Source organism: Pseudoxanthomonas sp. USHLN014 (genome assembly GCF_037153335.1).
GTDB classification, from domain to species: Bacteria; Pseudomonadota; Gammaproteobacteria; order Xanthomonadales; family Xanthomonadaceae; genus Pseudoxanthomonas_A; species Pseudoxanthomonas_A winnipegensis.
The window spans coordinates 481,776-498,661 of the sequence record NZ_JBBCKO010000001.1 but is presented as its reverse complement, the minus strand read 5'-3'; the positions used below and the strand labels follow the sequence as shown (position 1 = coordinate 498,661).

14 protein-coding genes and 1 riboswitch are annotated in these 16,886 nt (G+C 70.7%); of the genes, 6 read left to right on the top strand and 8 right to left on the bottom strand.

What is annotated here, in order from left to right; genetic code table 11:
- Window positions 1–49: 49 nt before the first annotated feature.
- Window positions 50–4,558 (bottom strand): DEAD/DEAH box helicase, encoded by a 4,509-nt coding sequence (locus tag WFQ05_RS02220; protein WP_337052434.1) that lies wholly within the window; start codon window positions 4,556–4,558, stop codon window positions 50–52.
- A gap of 236 nt (window positions 4,559–4,794) precedes the next feature.
- Between WFQ05_RS02220 and WFQ05_RS02215 the strand changes: the two genes are divergently transcribed.
- Window positions 4,795–5,130 (top strand): DUF3175 domain-containing protein, encoded by a 336-nt coding sequence (locus WFQ05_RS02215; RefSeq protein WP_130518538.1) that lies wholly within the window; start codon window positions 4,795–4,797, stop codon window positions 5,128–5,130.
- Window positions 5,131–5,176: 46 nt separating this feature from the next.
- Here WFQ05_RS02215 and WFQ05_RS02210 read toward each other — a convergent pair whose 3' ends face one another.
- Together WFQ05_RS02210 and WFQ05_RS02205 are read right to left on the bottom strand one after the other, a co-directional pair.
- Entirely contained in the window at window positions 5,177–6,013 is an 837-nt protein-coding gene (locus WFQ05_RS02210) for a DUF4163 domain-containing protein (protein ID WP_337052433.1), read from the bottom strand.
- A gap of 66 nt (window positions 6,014–6,079) precedes the next feature.
- Window positions 6,080–6,352: a GNAT family N-acetyltransferase gene (locus tag WFQ05_RS02205; RefSeq protein ID WP_337052432.1), complete on the bottom strand. Its 273-nt coding sequence runs from the start codon at window positions 6,350–6,352 to the stop codon at window positions 6,080–6,082.
- A 212-nt stretch (window positions 6,353–6,564) separates the two neighbouring features.
- Between WFQ05_RS02205 and WFQ05_RS02200 the strand changes: the two genes are divergently transcribed.
- A complete protein-coding gene (locus tag WFQ05_RS02200) occupies window positions 6,565–6,777 on the top strand; it encodes a hypothetical protein (protein ID WP_130522494.1) in 213 nt (70 codons plus the stop codon).
- Between the two features lie 715 nt (window positions 6,778–7,492).
- Here the strand turns inward: WFQ05_RS02200 and gpmA are convergent.
- The 3 genes from gpmA to WFQ05_RS02185 are packed head-to-tail and all read right to left on the bottom strand — an operon-like array spanning window position 7,493 to window position 10,517.
- Window positions 7,493–8,242 (bottom strand): 2,3-diphosphoglycerate-dependent phosphoglycerate mutase, encoded by a 750-nt coding sequence (gpmA, locus tag WFQ05_RS02195; protein ID WP_130518546.1) that lies wholly within the window; start codon window positions 8,240–8,242, stop codon window positions 7,493–7,495.
- A gap of 59 nt (window positions 8,243–8,301) precedes the next feature.
- Window positions 8,302–8,907, bottom strand: coding sequence for a rhomboid family intramembrane serine protease (locus WFQ05_RS02190; RefSeq protein ID WP_130518548.1), 606 nt, complete (start codon window positions 8,905–8,907; stop codon window positions 8,302–8,304).
- A 35-nt stretch (window positions 8,908–8,942) separates the two neighbouring features.
- Window positions 8,943–10,517 carry an oligopeptide:H+ symporter gene (locus WFQ05_RS02185; RefSeq protein ID WP_337052431.1) on the bottom strand — a complete coding sequence of 525 codons (1,575 nt, stop codon included), beginning with the start codon at window positions 10,515–10,517 and terminating at the stop codon, window positions 8,943–8,945.
- Window positions 10,518–10,674: 157 nt separating this feature from the next.
- Here WFQ05_RS02185 and WFQ05_RS02180 point away from each other — a divergent pair, with 157 nt between their 5' ends.
- The 4 genes from WFQ05_RS02180 to dbpA all read left to right on the top strand — a co-directional run bounded on the left by WFQ05_RS02180 (window position 10,675) and on the right by dbpA (window position 14,928).
- Window positions 10,675–12,447, top strand: a complete 1,773-nt coding sequence (locus tag WFQ05_RS02180) for a M14 family metallopeptidase (protein WP_337052430.1) — start codon at window positions 10,675–10,677, stop codon at window positions 12,445–12,447.
- Window positions 12,448–12,640: 193 nt separating this feature from the next.
- Window positions 12,641–13,033: a ribonuclease domain-containing protein gene (locus WFQ05_RS02175; RefSeq protein WP_337052429.1), complete on the top strand. Its 393-nt coding sequence runs from the start codon at window positions 12,641–12,643 to the stop codon at window positions 13,031–13,033.
- Entirely contained in the window at window positions 13,030–13,464 is a 435-nt protein-coding gene (locus tag WFQ05_RS02170; RefSeq protein ID WP_130522489.1) for a barstar family protein, read from the top strand. Before WFQ05_RS02175 ends, WFQ05_RS02170 begins: the two co-directional genes overlap by 4 nt.
- An 87-nt stretch (window positions 13,465–13,551) precedes the next feature.
- Complete coding sequence (gene dbpA, locus WFQ05_RS02165; protein WP_337052428.1) at window positions 13,552–14,928, top strand: ATP-dependent RNA helicase DbpA; 1,377 nt, start codon at window positions 13,552–13,554, stop codon at window positions 14,926–14,928.
- Between the two features lie 15 nt (window positions 14,929–14,943).
- Here dbpA and crcB read toward each other — a convergent pair whose 3' ends face one another.
- Window positions 14,944–15,348 carry a fluoride efflux transporter CrcB gene (gene crcB, locus WFQ05_RS02160; protein ID WP_337052427.1) on the bottom strand — a complete coding sequence of 135 codons (405 nt, stop codon included), beginning with the start codon at window positions 15,346–15,348 and terminating at the stop codon, window positions 14,944–14,946.
- A 114-nt stretch (window positions 15,349–15,462) separates the two neighbouring features.
- A riboswitch (Fluoride riboswitch) is annotated at window positions 15,463–15,536 on the bottom strand.
- A 14-nt stretch (window positions 15,537–15,550) separates the two neighbouring features.
- Complete coding sequence (locus WFQ05_RS02155) at window positions 15,551–16,828, bottom strand: replication-associated recombination protein A (RefSeq protein ID WP_337052743.1); 1,278 nt, start codon at window positions 16,826–16,828, stop codon at window positions 15,551–15,553.
- Between the last annotated feature and the right edge of the window lie 58 nt (window positions 16,829–16,886).

Here is a 16,886-nt window from a genome sequence, read left to right as displayed (position 1 = left end):
CGCTTCGCGGCTCGGTTTCAGGCCGGGGATGTGGGCGCTACAGGCGAGGTCAGGTTCGCTTGTTGAGCATCGAGAGAAGCGATCCGACCTCTCCTTCTGCTACGCCAGATCTCCCGCTTTGAATCGCAGAACCCGTGCCGGTCATCAGCGCCAGCGCCGCAGCGCGCGCATCGGCGTCCAGTTCGACCAGCGCCTCGAAGCGCTCGCTGGCCCAGGTCGCGATCGGCACGCCGTCGCGGTAGACCACGCGGTTGCCGGGCACGCGCGGGATGCGTTCGCCGGGCAGGACGATGCCGAGCAGGTTGGCGGGGTCGCAGGCCGAGAGGGCCAGCAAGCTGCCCTCGTGCGGGCGGCGGCGGGTGTCGCGCAGCAGGCCGATCGCTTCGGGCAGGGCGAACTGTTCGCCGCTCAGGCCTTCGATGAAGCGGCCGCCGCGGATCTCGCCACGCGCTTCCAGGCGCTGGTAGACGCGGGACAGTTCGCGCCAGGGCGGCAGCCAGGTGGCCTCGCGTTCGAGCAGGCGCCAGGCGACCACGCCATAGCGCTGCAGCAGCACGCGGGCGATGTGTTCGACCGAGGACGTGCGGGCCTCGGCCTGCAGGGCGCGGGCCTGCGCATCGTCGGCCTCGGCCTCCGGCGCGCTGCGCACCAGCGCCCAGCGGCCCGCGTCCTGGATGCCGAACAGCGGCACGCGCCGGCGCTTGCGCGACAGTGCGGACGGGCGCTTGGAGGCCGGCACCAGCAGGGCGCGCAGGCCGCCGAAGCTGTCGCAGTGCGCGCGGCCGCGGGCGACCAGTTCGGACAGTGCGTCTTCCAGTTCGGTGGACAGCAGCCGCGTGCCCTCGGCGATCTCGTCGAAGAACGAGGCACCGTGCATCGCCAGATAGTCGGCCACCCGCTGCGCCCGCGAGCCCAGCGCGGCCTCGCCCTCGCCGTGCGGCGCCAGCCGCGTCCAATGGGCGGCGGTGCGGCGCGGCAGCAGCAGGATGGGTGTGGCGCGCAGCGACGGACTGGTGCCGGTCGCCGGCCTTTGCGCCTTGCCCGCATTCGCGCGCAAGGCGCTGGATCCCCGCCTTCGCGGGGATGACGAACCGACAGAGGACGAGGTCTCGGACGACAGCACCCCAGGCGCCGGACGCAGCCGCGTCCACAGGGTGCGGCCGGCGCTGCACAGTTCGTCCAGCCACGAGGGCGCGTAGTCGCGCACCCGCGCCGTGAGCAGTTCGTGCTCCCAAACCGCGGCCTGCGCCTCGTAGCCTTCCAGCTGCGCCAGGACGCCGGCCAGGGCCTCGGGGCCGGCCACGCGCGATTCGGCATCCAGATGCTGCCAGCGGAACAGGAAGCGCGCGTAGTCGCGCGCCGGGACGGGCTCGATCTCGCGCCGCAGTCGACCCAGCGTGTAGCGATGGATGCGCGCCAGCAGGTGGCGCTCGCACCACTCGTCCTGCGCGGCACCGGGCGTGAAGCGACCGGCGATGACGAAGCCATCGGACTGCAGGGCCAGCAGGCCGGCCTGCACCTCGGTCAGCGGCAGCTGCAGGTCCGCCGCGATCACGGCCGCCGGCAGCGGGCCGAATCCGGACAGGCGTGCGCGCAGCAGCTCGCGCAAGGCCGGCTCGGGCTGCCAGTCCTCCACTTCGTAGCCGCGCGGCGCGGCGATGGCCGGCTCGGGAACCGCGCCGGCGTAGAGCGGGCCGAACTGGGCCAGGCGCTCGGCGGCGATCCACAGCCCCGGCGCGCCCTGCGCATCGACCAGCAGCGCGGCGCGGCCGGCCTGCGTCAGCTGCTGCAGCCAGCCGGTCCAGCCGGGGTTGGCCTGGATTTCCGCTGGCGTCAGCACGCCCAGGCCGCTCAAGGCCTCGTGCAGTTCGTCGGCGTCGCGCGCCTGCGGCCAGGCCTCGGCGCGCACGGCGGCGATGGCTTCGGGATCGAGCCGGCCGAGGTCGTCGGCCGTCTCCGGGTCGCCGTAGCGGCGCGACTGCACGGCCTGGGTGCGGCGCTCCTCCAGCGGCGCGTCATCCAGGAAGGCGTAGGGCCGCGCGTTGAGCGCCTCGGCCGCCAGCGGCGAGGGGCCGGTCAGATCGCGCGCCAGCAGGCGCACCTGGCCGCTTTCCATGCGCCGCAGCAGCGCCAGCCAGCCTTGCGCGTCCATCGCCTCGTGCAGGCAATCCTCCAGCGTCTGCGCGACCAGCGGATGGTCGGGGACTTCGCGTTCGCCGACGATGTTCTCCAGGCAGGCGACCTGGTCGGGGAAGACCGTGGCCAGCAGATCCTCGGACTTCATGCGCTGCAGCTGCGGCGCGGTCCGGCGGCCGCCGGTGAAGCGCGGCAGCGCCAGGGCGTTGGTCGCATTCCAGCGCCAGCGCACGCCGAACAGCGGCGCATCCAGCAGGGCCTGCACCAGCACCTCCAGCGCGCTGCCGGACTTGAGGTAGTGCCAGACCTCCTCCAGCGGGAAGCTGTGGCTGGTGGACAGGGACAGCACGATGGCGTCCTCGGTCGCGGCCGCCTGCAGCTCGAAGTTGAAGGTGCGGCAGAAGCGCTTGCGCAGCGCCAGGCCCCAGGCGCGGTTGAGCCGACTGCCGTAGGGGCTGTGGATGACCAGCTGGGTGCCGCCGCTGCCGTCGAAGAAGCGCTCCATCACCAGCTGCTGCTGGGTCGGCAGCGCGCCCAGCGCGGTCGCCGCGGCGACCAGGTAATCGGCGATCTGCCGCGCGGCCTCGGCGTCGAGCCGCAGCTGCGTGCGCAGCAGCGCGAGCACGGCCTCGCGCCCGCCCTGCTCGGCCGCTTCGCCCACCTCCGCGCGCAGGCGCGAGACCGCCTGCGACAGTTCGTCGGTGCGGCCAGGCGCCTCGCCCAGCCAGAACGGGATGTTGGGCGCGGCGCCGCGCGCATCCTCCACCCGCACCCGGCCCGGCTCGACGCGCAGGATGCGATAGCTGGTGTTGCCCAGCTGGAACACGTCGCCGGCCAGGCTCTCGACCGCGAAGTCCTCGTTGACCGTGCCGATGGTCTGCGCCTGCGGTTCCAGCAGCACGCTGTAGTCGCCGGTCTCGGGGATGGTGCCGCCGCTGGTCAGGGCCGTCATGCGCGCGCCGCGGCGCTGGCGCAGGCGGCCGTTGACCGCATCGCGGTGCACGTAGCCGGCGCGCTGGCCGTTGCGGGTGGCGAAGCCCTCGGAGAGCATGCGCACCACCGCGTCGAAGGCCTCCCGCGTCAGCCGCGCATACGGCCAGGCGCCACGCACCAGGTCGAACAAGGCGTCCTCGTCCCAGTCCTGGGTGGCGGTCTCCGCCACGATCTGCTGGGCCAGCACGTCGCGCGGCGCCTCGAGCAGGCGGAGTGCGTCCAGTTCGCCGCGCCGCACGGCATCGAGCAGCGCGGCGCATTCGACCAGCTCATCGCGCGACTGCGGGAACAGCCGCGCCTTGGGCGTGCCGCCGACCGCATGGCCGGAGCGCCCGGCGCGCTGCAGGAAGGTGGCGATGGAGCGCGGCGAGCCGATCTGACAGACCAGGTCCACATCGCCGATATCCAGACCCAGCTCCAGCGAGGCGGTGGCCACCAGCACCTGCAGCTGGCCGGCCTTGAGGCGCTGTTCGGCCAGCAGCCGCGCCTCGCGCGCCAGGCTGCCGTGGTGCGCGGCCACCGCGTCCTTGCCCAGCAGCTCGCCCAGATGCCGGGTCACGCGCTCGGCCATGCGCCGGGTGTTGACGAACACCAGCGTGGTGCGGTGCTCCCGCACCAGGGCGGCGATGCGCTCGTGGATCTGCTGCAGCTGGTCGCCGGACAGCACCACCGACAGCGGCGTGGGCGGCAGCTCCAGCGCCAGATCGCGCCGGCGCGTGTAGCCGATATCGACGATGGCGCAGTCCGGCGTGTCGCCGTGCACATGGCGGCTGCCGACCAGGAAGCGCGCGACTTCCTCGATCGGCTTCTGCGTGGCCGACAGGCCCACGCGCACCGGTGGGGACTGGCACAGGTGGGCCAGGCGCTCCAGCGACAGCGCCAGGTGGCTGCCGCGCTTGCTGGCGGCAACCGCGTGGATCTCGTCGACGATGACGGTGCGCACGTGGCGCAGGGAGGCGCGGCCCGATTCGCTGCCCAGCAGCACGTACAGCGACTCGGGCGTGGTCACCAGCACATGCGGCGGCAGCTTGCGTGCGGCGGCGCGCTCGCGTTGCGGGGTGTCGCCGGTGCGCACGGCGGTGCGGATGGCCACGTCGGGCAGCGCCAGCGCGTGCAGTTCGGCGCGGATGCCGGCCAGCGGCGCTTCCAGATTCAGATGGATGTCGTTGGACAGCGCCTTGAGCGGCGAGACGTACAGCACCCGGGTTTCGTCCGGCAGCGCGCCGCCGGCCGCCACGCCCTCGCGCACCAGCGCATCCAGCGCCGCCAGGAAGGCGGTCAGCGTCTTGCCCGACCCGGTCGGCGCGGCCACCAGCGTGTGCCGGCCGGACTGGATCGCCGGCCACGCCTGGACCTGGGCTTCCGTCGGCGACGGGAACGCCCCGGCGAACCAGCGTTGGACGGCGGGATGGAAGGACAAGGCGGGCATGGCGTTCGCACGGAAGAGTGAACCCAAGATGGGGATGTCCGGGGCCGCGGTCAACACGCCCGGAATGCCGGCCTGTGATGCGATGCAGAACGCGAAATGGGACCGGTGCCTCGGAACCCCACGCAATGCAAAGACTTTCGCAACAGTCAGTTTGCATTTTCTTTAGGTCCTCATCGATAGCGTCCTATTTGCGGCGCCCCGGCATCCCCCGACTGAGCGCGAACAGGAGCAAGACGATGATGACGCTGAAACACGCCCACCCATCCCAGGAAGAAGAGCATCACCAGGACCCCCGCTGGTCACAGCACGTCACCGAAACCAGCCATTCGCTGGACCTCAAGCCCGGCGTCTTCGAGCAGGACGACCCCAAGGACATCGCCCACGCGCTGAAGCGTGCGGCCGAGGCCAGCACCCGGCGCAAGGCGCCGCCCTTCCGCTCGGCCATGTCGATGCTGGTCTTCTACATCAACCGCGCCGGCAGCACCCTGCCGCGGCAGCGGCTGGACATCCTGGAGCGCGCCAAGGACGAACTGCGGGCGCTCTACGGCAAGCCGCGCAAGGCGGCCGCCTGATCCCAAACGGCGCGGGCGATCCGCAGCGCGGCGCCCGCCCTCCCCCTTACTTGACGAACAGCCCCGCGTCTTCCGGCGCCAGATAGGGCGCGAGCACCTGCCCGGGCACGTCCACGGTCTGGGTGCCGTCCGAGTACGGCCCGACCTGATACGGCGGGAAGACGAACCGCAGCGCGGTGATCTTGCCGTCCGCATTCATCACCGGCTGGAACAGGCTGAAGTTCTCCAGCTTGGGCGCGGTGCCCTCGTCGATCATCTGGGTGGCCGACTGCAGCAGGCTGGCGCGGTCCTCCGGCGACATGCCGGGATCGTCGTTGCGCAGCGAGGCGGCGGTGTGCAGCTGTTCGCGTACATAGCTGCTGACCGCCTCCAGGCCCTTGCCCTGGGTCAGCAGCGACTGGGTGGTGAGCAGCGTCTGCCGCTGCGGCAGCCAGGTGAAGCGCGCCACCAGCGGCTCGCCGTGCGCCCCGCCGGTGTAGCGGCTGCCGTTGCCAGACACCGCCACCACCTCGGGCGTGTTGGCGACCATGTCGAAGGCCAGCGACAGCTCGTACGGCGCGGTCGGCTTCTCCTGACCGAGGTCCTTCACCGCCTCCATCAGCCCCTGGCGCGCGGCACCGGCGTAATCGCCGACGGCCTTGGCCAGGCCCGGATACTGGTTGATCTGCGGCGGATAGCTGATGCCGATGACATAGCGCGGGTCGGATTCGGCTACGTCGGCCAGCGCGGCCTGGGCCGGCGGTGCCGACGCGGCAGGCGCGGTGCTGGCGGGTGTCGTGCCGTTGGCCGGCGCGCTGGCCTGGGGCGGTGTCGACGACGGGCTGCATGCGGCCAGCAGGCCCGCCACCAGCAGTGCGGGGACAATGGTCTTTCCTGTACCCATGGAAGTCATTCCTTCTTGCAAAAAACGGCAGGAGTGTAGCGGCGCGCGGGCCTGCAGGGCGGGCCTTCAGGCCCGGAGATCGGCGTACTCGGGATGGCGCTGCAGGAAGTCAGCGCTGTAGCTGCACACCGGGACGACCTTCAGGCCCTCGTTCCGGGCCAGGTCCAGCGCCGCGCGCACCAGCTCGCTGGCCAGGCCGCGATTGCGCAGCGCGTCGGGTACGAAGGTGTGGGTAATGACCATCTGCGCCCCGTGGCGGCGGTACTCCAACGCGGCCTGCTGGCCGTCCTTGTCCAGGAAGAACTTGCCGGCGGCGGGATCATGTTGGACGTCGGGCACGGGGCGCTGACCTTGGCTGAGAGGATGCACAGCCTGCCACGCCCGGCGTGAGACCGGCGCATGGCAGGGTCTGACCCAGCGCGTCACTTTCGCGCCGCCTGGAAGGCGGATGCCGCCCCGTGACGCCCCGCCACGCGGCGTCGAATTTTGGCACGGAAGCTGCATATGCAGTCCCCACGAACCAAGCGACGAATCAGCTAGGGGGACGTACGATGAGTCAGATCGAAGAGGCGGGCAGCGTGGCGGGCGTGTCGTCCAGCGATTTCACCCTGCTCGAAGGCCTGTACCAGCTTTCCGTGAATGGCAATACCCAGGACTGGGAGTTCGAGCGGCTCAACAACGCCGTGTACGAGCGCCTGCTCTCGTCCTATGGCAGCGACGATGTTCCGTTCGATCAAAGCAAGAGCGCGCTGGCAGGGTCCTGACCAGCCGCGCCACCGGATTCGCGTTTCACCATTGGAAACGGGCAACGGGGGTTGCCCGTTTTTTTTTGTGCTTCGCCAGAGCGCGTGGCCGGTCAGCACGCGTCTGAACAGGCTTCCCCAACCGCCTCGACCCAGCTGAGTGCTGACCCTCTGCTAGCCCCCTGGCCGATTCTTGGGATGGCCCGAGGCTCGCGCCTCAGCGGGAGCCTCCTTCGCTGAAACCCTGCTTCTGTGGGAGCAACTGTCTCTCAGATCAAGCCGCGCATCCTTGTAGAGCGGAGCTTGCTCCGCTGGGGCTTGCCGATGATCCGGTCGAAAAGCAGCGGAGCAAGCTCCGCTCTACAAGTGGACGCCCTGCCGAACAAGACCTGCGACCCGAAAGATCAGGACTTCTTCAACACGAAGCCCCTGCACTCGACGCGCGCGGCAGCGGGCCGGCGGGGGGTGGCAGCGACGAGCGAGGCAGGAAGCCGAGCGCCCGAGTCAGGGCAGGATGCCCTGACCGAGGGAAAAGCGGACGCCGCCCGCCGGACCGCTGCCCCTCCGAAGCCACGAAGCGCAACCGCCGCGCCCCGCATCAAGCGGAGAGACCCTGCTGGAGAACCTGGCTTACGACCGCGTCGCCAACCCAAGTCGCCCCCGCTGCCACCTGCCCCACCCTGGACCGCTACTACCGGCCTTACCCTGGGTTACCGCCTCAGCGGCGCGCTCGCTATTACTTGGCCTTGCCCTGATTGGCCACCGCCTCGGCGGCACGCTTGGCCGCCTCCGGGTCGCCCAGATAGCGGAAGGACTTGACCTGCAGCTGGTCGTCCAGCTCGAACAGCAGCGGGATGCCGGTGGGGATGTTGAGCTCCAGGATCTCTTCCTTGCTCACGTGGTTGAGGTACTTGTACAGCGCGCGCAGCGAGTTGCCGTGCGCGGTCACCAGCACCGTCTTGCCGTCCTTGAGCGCCGGCGCGATGGCGTCGTGCCAGTACGGCAGCACCCGCTCCAGCGTGGTGGCCAGCGACTCGGTCGCCGGCAGCGCATTGCGGTCGAGCATGGCGTAACGCCGGTCCTGCGCCGGATGGCCCGGATCGGCCGCCTCCATCGGCGGCGGCGGGATGTCGTAGGAGCGGCGCCAGATCTTGACCTGCTCCTCGCCGTGCTTGGCCGCCGTCTCGGCCTTGTCCAGGCCCTGCAGCGCACCGTAGTGACGCTCGTTCAGGCGCCAGCTCTTGTGCACCGGCAGCCAGTCCTGATCCATCTCCTTCAGCGCGCCCTGCAGCGTGTGGATCGCACGCTTGAGCACCGAGGTGTAGGCCACGTCGAACTTCAGGCCCTCGTCCTTCATCAGCTTGCCGGCCGCGGCCGCCTCGGCGCGGCCCTGCTCGGTCAGATCCACGTCGACCCAGCCGGTGAACCGGTTGGACAGGTTCCACTCGCTCTGGCCGTGGCGCAGCAGGACTAGGGTTCGGCTCACTGGGTCGTTCTCCGCGAAGCTGTCAGGGGGGCGCCGATTGTACGGCCAGCGCAGGGCGGCTACAGGCGCGGGCGGCTCAGCTCGGCCAGGAAGTGCTGCAGCACCTGCGGCTCCATGATCAGCATGAACATGATCCCGTAGGCCGCCCCGGCCAGATGCGCACTGTGGTTGACCCGATCGCCGCCGCGGCGGTCCATCCAGATGCTGTAGACCACGTAGAGCACGGCGAACAGGATGGCCGGCATCGGGATCACGAACACCAGGATCTGCGACCACGGCGCCAGCAGGATGAAGGCGAACAGCACCGCCGACACCGCGCCCGAGGCGCCCAGGCTGAAGTAGTTGGGGTCCTTCTGGTGCTTCAGATAGGTCGGCAGGATCGCCATCACCAGCGCCGACAGATAGAACAGCGGATACGCCCACCAGGTGCCGGTCTGCTGTTCCATGAAGCCCTCGATCTGCCGACCGAAGAAGAACAGCGTGAGCATGTTGAAGAACAGGTGCATGAAGTCGGCATGGATGAAGCCATGCGTGATCAGCCGGTCGTACTGGTGAAGCTTGTCGATGGCCGGCGGCCACAGGATCAGGCGGTCGGCGACGCGGCGGTTGTTCAAGGCCAGCAGCGAGACGACCACGGTGATGGCGATGAGGATCAGGGTGATCATGCGGTTCCTGTGAGCGGGACGAAGGCGCGCGCGGGTCAGGCGGCCCGGTAATTGTCCTGCATCGGATAGCGCCGTGCGTAGCCGGCGAAGGCCAACGCCGCCAGGAAGGCGAAGCCGGCGAAGAAGAACATCAGGAAGGCCGCCTCGCTCAGGCCCGTATCGCCGATGTGCGCCGTCACCGTGGCGTTGCGCACGCCGGCGTTGGTCAGCAGCACCCACAGGCTGCCGAAGGTGGTGGCCAGGTACCAGAAGGCCATGATCACGCCCTTCATCGCCACCGGCGCCTGGCTGTAGGCGAACTCCAGCGCCGTGGCCGAGACCAGCACCTCGCCCAGGGTCAGCAGCGCATAGGGCAGCGTCTGCCAGGCCAGCGACACCGGGTGGCCGCCGTCCAGCGCCAGCTGCAGCAGGCCGGCCACCACCCAGGCCACGCCGGCCAGGGCGATGCCCGCGCCCATGCGCCGCAGCGGCGTGGGGTCGATGCCGATCCGGCGCAGCAGCGGATACAGCACCAGCGCATTGAGCGGGATCAGCAGCATCACCAGCAGCGGATTGAGCGCCTGCATCTGCGCGGCGTCCTTGACCAGCCAGCTCGGCCACCACGCCAGGTGATGCGGGATCTGCATGGCCTGGCCCTGCAGCACCCAGGTCGAGGCCTTCTGGTCGAACAGCGAGAAGAACGGCGTGGTCAGCGCGAACACGATCAGGATGCGCAGCACCGCGCGCACGCCGTCGACCGCCGCATCGGGGCGAATGCCCCGCGCACGCTCCAGCTGCAGCGAGGCCCCGGCCCCGCCGAAGGCGATCACCAGCCCCAGCGCCAGGCACGCGGCCGCCACGAAGCCCAGCACCGGCGTGGCCGCCAGCGCGCCCACGGCCAGCACCGCGCCCAGCACCGCCAGGGCCAGCCCGGGCCGGCCCTGCCCCGGCGCGCGCGCCAACAGCGCGCTGCGCACCACCTTGAGGAAGGCGTGCGGGTCGGACGCCGCCGGCGGCACGTGCACGTAGCGGTGCCGGCCCAGCCAGAACACGAGCGTGGCGATCAGCATCAGCGCCCCCGGCACGCCGAAGGCCACCGCCGGCCCATGGCTGCGCAGCAGGATCGGCGTCAGCAGCGAGGCGAAGAACGAGCCGAAGTTGATGATCCAGTAGAAGGCGTCGAACACCTTGCGCGCCAGATGCTTGTTGGACTGGTCGAACTGGTCGCCGACGAAGGACACCACCAGCGGCTTGATCCCGCCCGAGCCCAGCGCGATCAGGAACAGCCCGGTATAGAAGCCCTGCCGGTCGTGCTCGAAGATCGCCAGGCACGCGTGGCCGGCGCAATAGATCAGCGAGAACCACAGCACGGTGTTGTACTTGCCGAAATAGCGGTCGGCCAGCCAGCCGCCCAGCAGCGGGAAGAAGTACACCCCGATCACGAAGCTGTGGAACACGTCCTTGGCCATCGCCGCGCGATCGGCCTCCGGCGCATGCAGCAGCAGGGTGCCGACCAGGAACGAGGTCAGGATGTTGCGCATCCCGTAGAAGCTGAAGCGCTCGCAGCCTTCGTTGCCGATGATGAAGGGGATCTGGCGCGGCAGGCGGGCCGCGGACGAGGTGGCGTGCATGGGAACTCGACGGCAAAAAATCGTGCGCCAGCTTAGCGAGCGCCCCGGCGCGCTTGGCTGACCACCCTGTCAGACCTTCCCCACCCGCACGCGCGGGCCGGCGCGCGCGGGGTCGCTGGCATGATGGCCGCCCCTTACACCAACCGTGCCCGTCCCGATGCGCCTGTGCCCCGCCCTGCTCGCCTGTCTGCTGTTGAGTCCTCTGGCGCCGGTCGCCGCCGCGTCCAGCGAGGCGACGCTGGTCAGCGCTTCCGAGGCCTCGGGCTTCACCAGGACCGGCCGCTACGAGGAAGTCGCCCGCCTGTGCGCCGCCTTCGCCGCGCGCTGGCCGCAGGCGGTGCGCTGCTTCGACTTCGGCACCACGCCCGAAGGCCGGCCGCTGCACGCCATGGCCATCTCCACCAGCGGCGCGCTCGATCCCGCCGCGGCCCGCGCCCGCGGCCTGCCGGTGGTGCTGATCCAGGGCGGCATCCATCCCGGCGAGATCGATGGCAAGGACGCCGGCTTCCTTGTCGCCCGCCAGCTGCTGGAGGGCAAGCGCGCCAAGGGCACGCTGGACAAGGTGGTCTGGCTGTTCGTACCGGTGTTCAACGCCGACGGGCACGAGCGCTTCGGCCCCTGGAACCGTCCCAACCAGCGCGGCCCGGAAGAAATGGGCTTCCGCGCCACCGCGCAGAACCTCAACCTCAACCGCGACTACATGAAGGCCGACGCGCCGGAGATGCAGGCGATGCTGGCCCTGGTCGATGCCTGGGACCCGCTGATCGCCATGGACCTGCATGTCACCGACGGGGCCAAGTTCCGCCACGACATCTCGGTGCAGGTCGAGCCCTCGCACGAGGGCGATGCCACCCTGCAGCGCGACGGCCAGGCACTGCGCGCGGCGATGATCGCGCAGCTGGACCGCCAGGGCTCGCACGCCCTGCCGTTCTATCCCTCGCTGGCCGAGAACGACAATCCGGCGGCCGGGTTCACCGACGAGATCTATCCGCCGCGCTTCTCGCACGGCTACTTCCAACTGCGCAACCGCTTCGGCGTGCTGGTGGAGACGCACTCCTGGCTGCGCTATCCGCAGCGCGTGGCGATCATCGGCAACGCCATCGTCGCCGTGCTGCAGCAGGCCGCCGCGCACGGCGCGGCCTGGCGCGGCGATGCGGCCGCGGCCGATGAGGCGGCCACCCGGCTCGGCGGCCAGTCGCAGGTGCTGGACTGGAAGGCCAACGACACCCCGCGCATGATCGACTTCCTCGGCTATGCCTATACGCGCACGCCCTCGGAGGTCTCCGGCGGGCTGATGACGCGCTACGACGAAGCCACCCCGCAGGTCTGGCACATCCCGCTGCGCGACACCATGGAGCCGGCGGTGACCACCACCGCGCCGCGCGCCGGCTACCTGGTGCCGGTCGCCTGGGCGCCGATGGTCGAGCCGCGCCTGCGCGCGCACGGGCTGCAGTACCGCCGCCTCGATGCAGCGCTGGATGCGCCGGCGCAGGCCTACCGCGCCACGCGCATCGACTTCGACAAGACCTCCACCGAAGGCCACCAGCGCCTCAAGCTCGCCGGCGCCTGGGCCGACGAATCCGCGCAGCTGCCGGCCGGCAGCCTGTTCGTGCCCATCGCCCAGCCGCGCGCGCGGCTGGTGGTGGCGCTGCTGGACCCGGACGCGCCGGACTCGCTGCTGCAGTGGGGCCTGTTCAACGCCGCGTTCGAGCGCAAGGAATACATGGAGAGCTACGTCGCCGAGGACGTGGCGCGGCAGATGCTGCGCGATCCGCAGGTCAAGGCGGCCTTCGAGCAACGGCTGAAGGACGATGCGGCCTTCGCCGCCAGCCCGCGCGCGCGGTTGGAGTTCTTCGCCCGCCGGCACCCGTCCTGGGATACGCGCTACGGCCTGTATCCGGTGCTGCGCACCGACCAGACGCCGCGCTGACCGGGCGCCGCGCGGCCAGCTCGGCGGCCGCCGCGAAGACGTGAATATCCGTGGCCAGACGCCGCCTTGGTTTACAAGCCGGGGCGCTGCGACCAAACTGCCGGCTCCAAGCTGAATGGGGAAGGGCATGTCGGGTCGGGGACCGCGCCCACAAGGATTCTGGCAGGGACGTGGACGGCTGCTGCTGGTCGCTGTGGCGATCGCCGCGGTCGCCTGGCAGGCCACGCGCGCGCCGCGGCCTGCCACCGAAAGCACACCGGCGCCGGTCGCCACCACAGCCTCCGGCGCGGCGGCGCAGGCCGATGCCCTGCCCGCCTTCCTGCCACCCGAGGCGCGCGACACCCTGGCGCTGATCGCCCGCGGCGGGCCCTTCCCGTATCCGCAGGACGGCACGGTCTTCGGAAACTACGAAGGACGCCTGCCCGGCCAGCCGCGCGGCTGGTACCACGAGTACACGGTGCGCACGCCCGGCGCGCCAAACCGCGGCGCGCGCCGGATCATCACCGGTGGCACACCGCCGCGCGCGTACTGGTACACCGCCGACCATTACGAGAGCTTCCGCTCGTTCCAGGTGCCGCGTCCATGAACGCCGATCAGGATCCGCATCTGGAGGACGCCAGCCGCGCCGGCGTGTATTTCGTCGGCATGCAGGACCTGGACGTGCTGGCCGCCTACGCCTTCAGCGCGCGCCTGGTGCTGCGGCGGATCGACCTGCTCGGCGTGCGCGATAAGCAGACCCTGCTGCTGCGCATCGCCGTGGCGCTGGACTTCCCCCTGGGCACCGGGCGCAACTGGGATGGCCTGCTGGACGGCCTGCGCGACCTGAGCTGGCTGCCCGGCGCCGGCTACGTGCTGCTGCTGGAAAGCGCCGGTGAGCTGCACGCGCGCAACGAGGCCGACTTCGACACGCTGGTCTCGGTGCTGGACCAGGCGCAGCTGGCCTGGCGCGAACGCGGCCTGCCGTTCTGGGCGTTCCTGGCGCTGCGCGACAAGGACATGGACGCGCTCGAGGATTAGCGCGGGCGATGCGCTGCGCTGGAGGGCCAAGCCCTCGGAGCGCCGCCAGAAGCGCGAGCCGCACGGTGCGCCATGCGATCATGGTGCATGGATGATTTCTCGACACTGCCGCTGAGCGACGCGCTGCGGCGCGGCCTCGACGCCGCCGGCTACACCCGCCCCACCGAAATCCAGGCGCGCGCGCTGCCGGCCGTTCTCGACGGGCGCGACCTCATCGCCCAGGCGCCGACCGGCAGCGGCAAGACCGCCGCCTTCGCCTTGGGGCTGCTGGCGCGGGTGGACACCGGCCTGGTCAAGACCCAGGCGCTGGTGCTGTGCCCCACGCGCGAGCTGGCCGACCAGGTCGCCCGCGCCGTGCGCCGCCTGGCCGTCGGCCTGCCCAACCTGAAGGTCTCGCTGCTGTGCGGCGGCATGGCGCTGGAGCCGCAGCTGGCCTCGCTCGAGCACGACCCGCACGTGGTGGTCGGCACGCCCGGCCGCGTGCAGGAGCTGATGCGCAAGAAAGCCCTGCATCTGAACGGCGTGCGCGTGCTGGTGCTGGACGAGGGCGACCGCATGCTGGACATGGGCTTCGAGGACCAGATCCGCGAGATCGTCGGTCGCACGCCCAAGACCCGGCAGAGCCTGCTGTTCTCGGCCACCTGGCCCGAGGCGATCCGCGGCATCGCCCAGGACATGCTGCGCGAGCCGCTCGAAGTGGCCGCAGGCCAGACCGCCGCCGCCGCGCCGGACATCCTGCAGCGCTTCTGCGAGATCGAACCCGCCCTGCGGCAGAAGGCCCTGGCCGGCCTGCTGCTGGCCCAGCGCGTGGAGCCTGCCGTGGTGTTCTGCAATACGCGCAAGGACGTGGACGAGGTGGCCAACTCGCTGCAGGGCTACGGCTTCTCGGCGCTGGCCCTGCACGGCGACCTGGAGCAGCGCGATCGCGAGGAGGTGCTGGTGCGCTTCGCCGGCGGCAGCTGCAACGTGCTGGTGGCCAGCGATGTGGCCGCGCGCGGCCTGGACGTGGAAGACGTGGCCGCGGTGTTCAACTACGAACTGCCCACCGACACCGACACCTACACCCACCGCATCGGCCGCACCGCCCGCGCCGGTCGCAGCGGCCTGGCCTTCAGCCTGGTCGCCCCGCGCGAACTGCCCCGGGCGCGGATGCTCGAGGAACTCACCGGCGCGCCGCTGGAATGGATGAAGACCCCGCTGGCCACCGGCCGCCCGGCGCAGCCGCCGCGCGCGCCGTTCGCCACCCTGCGCGTGGACGGCGGCAAGAAGGACAAGCTGCGTCCTGGCGATCTGCTCGGCGCCCTGACCGGCGACGCCGGCCTGCCCGGCAGCGCGATTGGCAAGATCATCATCGGCCCGGTGCGCAGCTATGTCGCCGTGCAGGCAGGTCAGGCCGACAAGGCCGTGGCGCGCCTGTCGGCCGGCAAGATCAAGGGCCGCAGCTTCCGCGTGCGCAAGCTTTGAGCATGGGGCCGGCGCTCAGGGCGTCGGCCGCAGCTGCAGCGCGATCCAGGCGCCCAGCGCGACCAGCACCAGCCCACCGGCCAGGCTGACCCCGAGATTGGCGAAGGCCACCATGCCGCGCCCCGCGCGCGCCAGCATCAGGCTTTCCATCATCAGCGAGGAAAAGGTGGTCAGCCCGCCCAGGATGCCGACCACCAGGAACGCGCGCAGGTACAGCGCCGAGGGCCCGCGGTTCTCCAGCCATACCAGCAGGAAACCGCCGACCAGCGAGCCGATGAAGTTGGCGGCTAGTGTGCCGTAGGGAAAGCCGCTGCCGAACTGGCGCAGCATCTGACCGCCGATCCAGAAACGCAGTCCCGCGCCCAGCGCACCGCCGCCCATCACCAGTGCCAGCTGCTGCCACCACAGGGACGGGCTCATGCCGCACCTCGCGAGGTGCGCATCGACAGGACAAGACAGGGCAGTAAGGCGTGTTGCGGCATGACGGTCTCCGAAGGATCGATGCCGGGGCACGCACCTGCCACCCCGGCGTGGGGTTGGGCAGGCATCATCAGCACGACGGTGGCGCCGCCGGCGGTTCGAGGAGGAATGCCATCTCCTGTGGGCCGCGACGATAGCCGCTTCAGCCCGCCTTGTCAGCCCGCGCCTGGGCGCGCGCCGCGCGCAAGGCATCGAGCTTCTGCTTGAGCTTGATCTCCAGTCCGCGCTCGACCGGCTGGTAGTAGATGCGCTCGCCCATCGCATCGGGGAAGCCGGTCTGGTCCAGCGCGATGCCGCCCTCGGCGTCGTGGTCGTACTGATAGCCCTGGCCGTAGCCCAGGCCCTTCATCAGCTTGGTCGGCGCGTTACGCAGGTGCATGGGCACCTCCTGGGTGCCGGTCTCGCGGACCTCGGCCTTGGCCTGGTTGAAGGCGGCATAGCCGGCGTTGGACTTGGCCGTCGAGGCCAGATACAGCACCAGCTGGGCCAGGGCGAGCTCCCCTTCCGGGCTGCCCAGGCGCTCGTAGATGTCCCAGGCCTCCAGCGCCATCTGCTGGGCGCGTGGATCGGCCAGGCCGATGTCTTCGATGGCCATGCGCGTGAGCCGGCGCGCCAGATAGGCCCGGTCGCAGCCGCCATCGAGCATGCGCGTGAGCCAGTACAGGGCCGAATCCGGATTGGAGCTGCGCACCGACTTGTGCAGCGCCGAGATCTGGTCGTAGAACTGCTCGCCGCCCTTGTCGAAACGCCGCGTGCGGTCGGCCAGCACCTGCACCAGGGTGGCCTCGGTGACCTGGCCGCCCTCGTCCACCGCCAGCTCGGCGGCGATCTCCAGCAGGGTCAGCGCGCGGCGCACGTCGCCATCGGCCGCCCCGGCGATCTGCATCAGCGCCTCATCGGAGACCTCCAGTCCCTGCCCGCCCAGCCCGCGCTCGCTGTCCTGGAGCGCATGGCGCAGCGCCTGGGCGATGTCGGCTGGCGAGACCGCCTCCATCACGTGCACGCGGCAGCGCGAGAGCAGCGCCGAGTTCAGCTCGAAGGACGGGTTCTCGGTGGTCGCCCCGACGAACAGGATCGTGCCGCGCTCGATATGCGGCAGGAACGCATCCTGCTGGCCCTTGTTGAAGCGGTGCACCTCGTCGACGAACAGCACCGTGCGCCGCCCCTGGGCGAAGCGGTGCGCGGCCTCGGCCAGCACCTGGCGCACCTCCGGCAGTCCGGAGAGCACCGCGGAGATCGCCTTGAACTCCGCATCGGCGTACTGCGCCAGCAGCAGCGACAGCGTGGTCTTGCCGCAGCCCGGCGGCCCCCACAGGATCATCGAATGCACGCGTCCGGACTCGACCGCGCGGCGCAGCGCCGTGCCCGGCGCGAGCAGGCGGCGCTGGCCGACCATCTCGTCGAGCGTGCGCGGGCGCATGCGCTCGGCCAGCGGCTGCAGCGCGCTGCGATCGACGCTCAGCAGATCGTCGGTGGGA

Excerpts from the sequence above, each read along its gene's own strand:
- WFQ05_RS02220 (WP_337052434.1), bottom strand. The coding sequence starts at position 4,558 with ATGCCCGCCTTGTCCTTCCATCCCGCCGTCCAACGCTGGTTCGCCGGG.
- WFQ05_RS02215 (WP_130518538.1), top strand. The coding sequence starts at position 4,795 with ATGATGACGCTGAAACACGCCCACCCATCCCAGGAAGAAGAGCATCAC.
- WFQ05_RS02210 (WP_337052433.1), bottom strand. The coding sequence starts at position 6,013 with ATGGGTACAGGAAAGACCATTGTCCCCGCACTGCTGGTGGCGGGCCTG.
- WFQ05_RS02200 (WP_130522494.1), top strand. The coding sequence starts at position 6,565 with ATGAGTCAGATCGAAGAGGCGGGCAGCGTGGCGGGCGTGTCGTCCAGC.
- WFQ05_RS02190 (WP_130518548.1), bottom strand. The coding sequence starts at position 8,907 with ATGATCACCCTGATCCTCATCGCCATCACCGTGGTCGTCTCGCTGCTG.
- WFQ05_RS02185 (WP_337052431.1), bottom strand. The coding sequence starts at position 10,517 with ATGCACGCCACCTCGTCCGCGGCCCGCCTGCCGCGCCAGATCCCCTTC.
- WFQ05_RS02180 (WP_337052430.1), top strand. The coding sequence starts at position 10,675 with ATGCGCCTGTGCCCCGCCCTGCTCGCCTGTCTGCTGTTGAGTCCTCTG.
- WFQ05_RS02170 (WP_130522489.1), top strand. The coding sequence starts at position 13,030 with ATGAACGCCGATCAGGATCCGCATCTGGAGGACGCCAGCCGCGCCGGC.
- dbpA (WP_337052428.1), top strand. The coding sequence starts at position 13,552 with ATGGATGATTTCTCGACACTGCCGCTGAGCGACGCGCTGCGGCGCGGC.
- crcB (WP_337052427.1), bottom strand. The coding sequence starts at position 15,348 with ATGAGCCCGTCCCTGTGGTGGCAGCAGCTGGCACTGGTGATGGGCGGC.
- WFQ05_RS02155 (WP_337052743.1), bottom strand. The coding sequence starts at position 16,828 with ATGCGCCCGCGCACGCTCGACGAGATGGTCGGCCAGCGCCGCCTGCTC.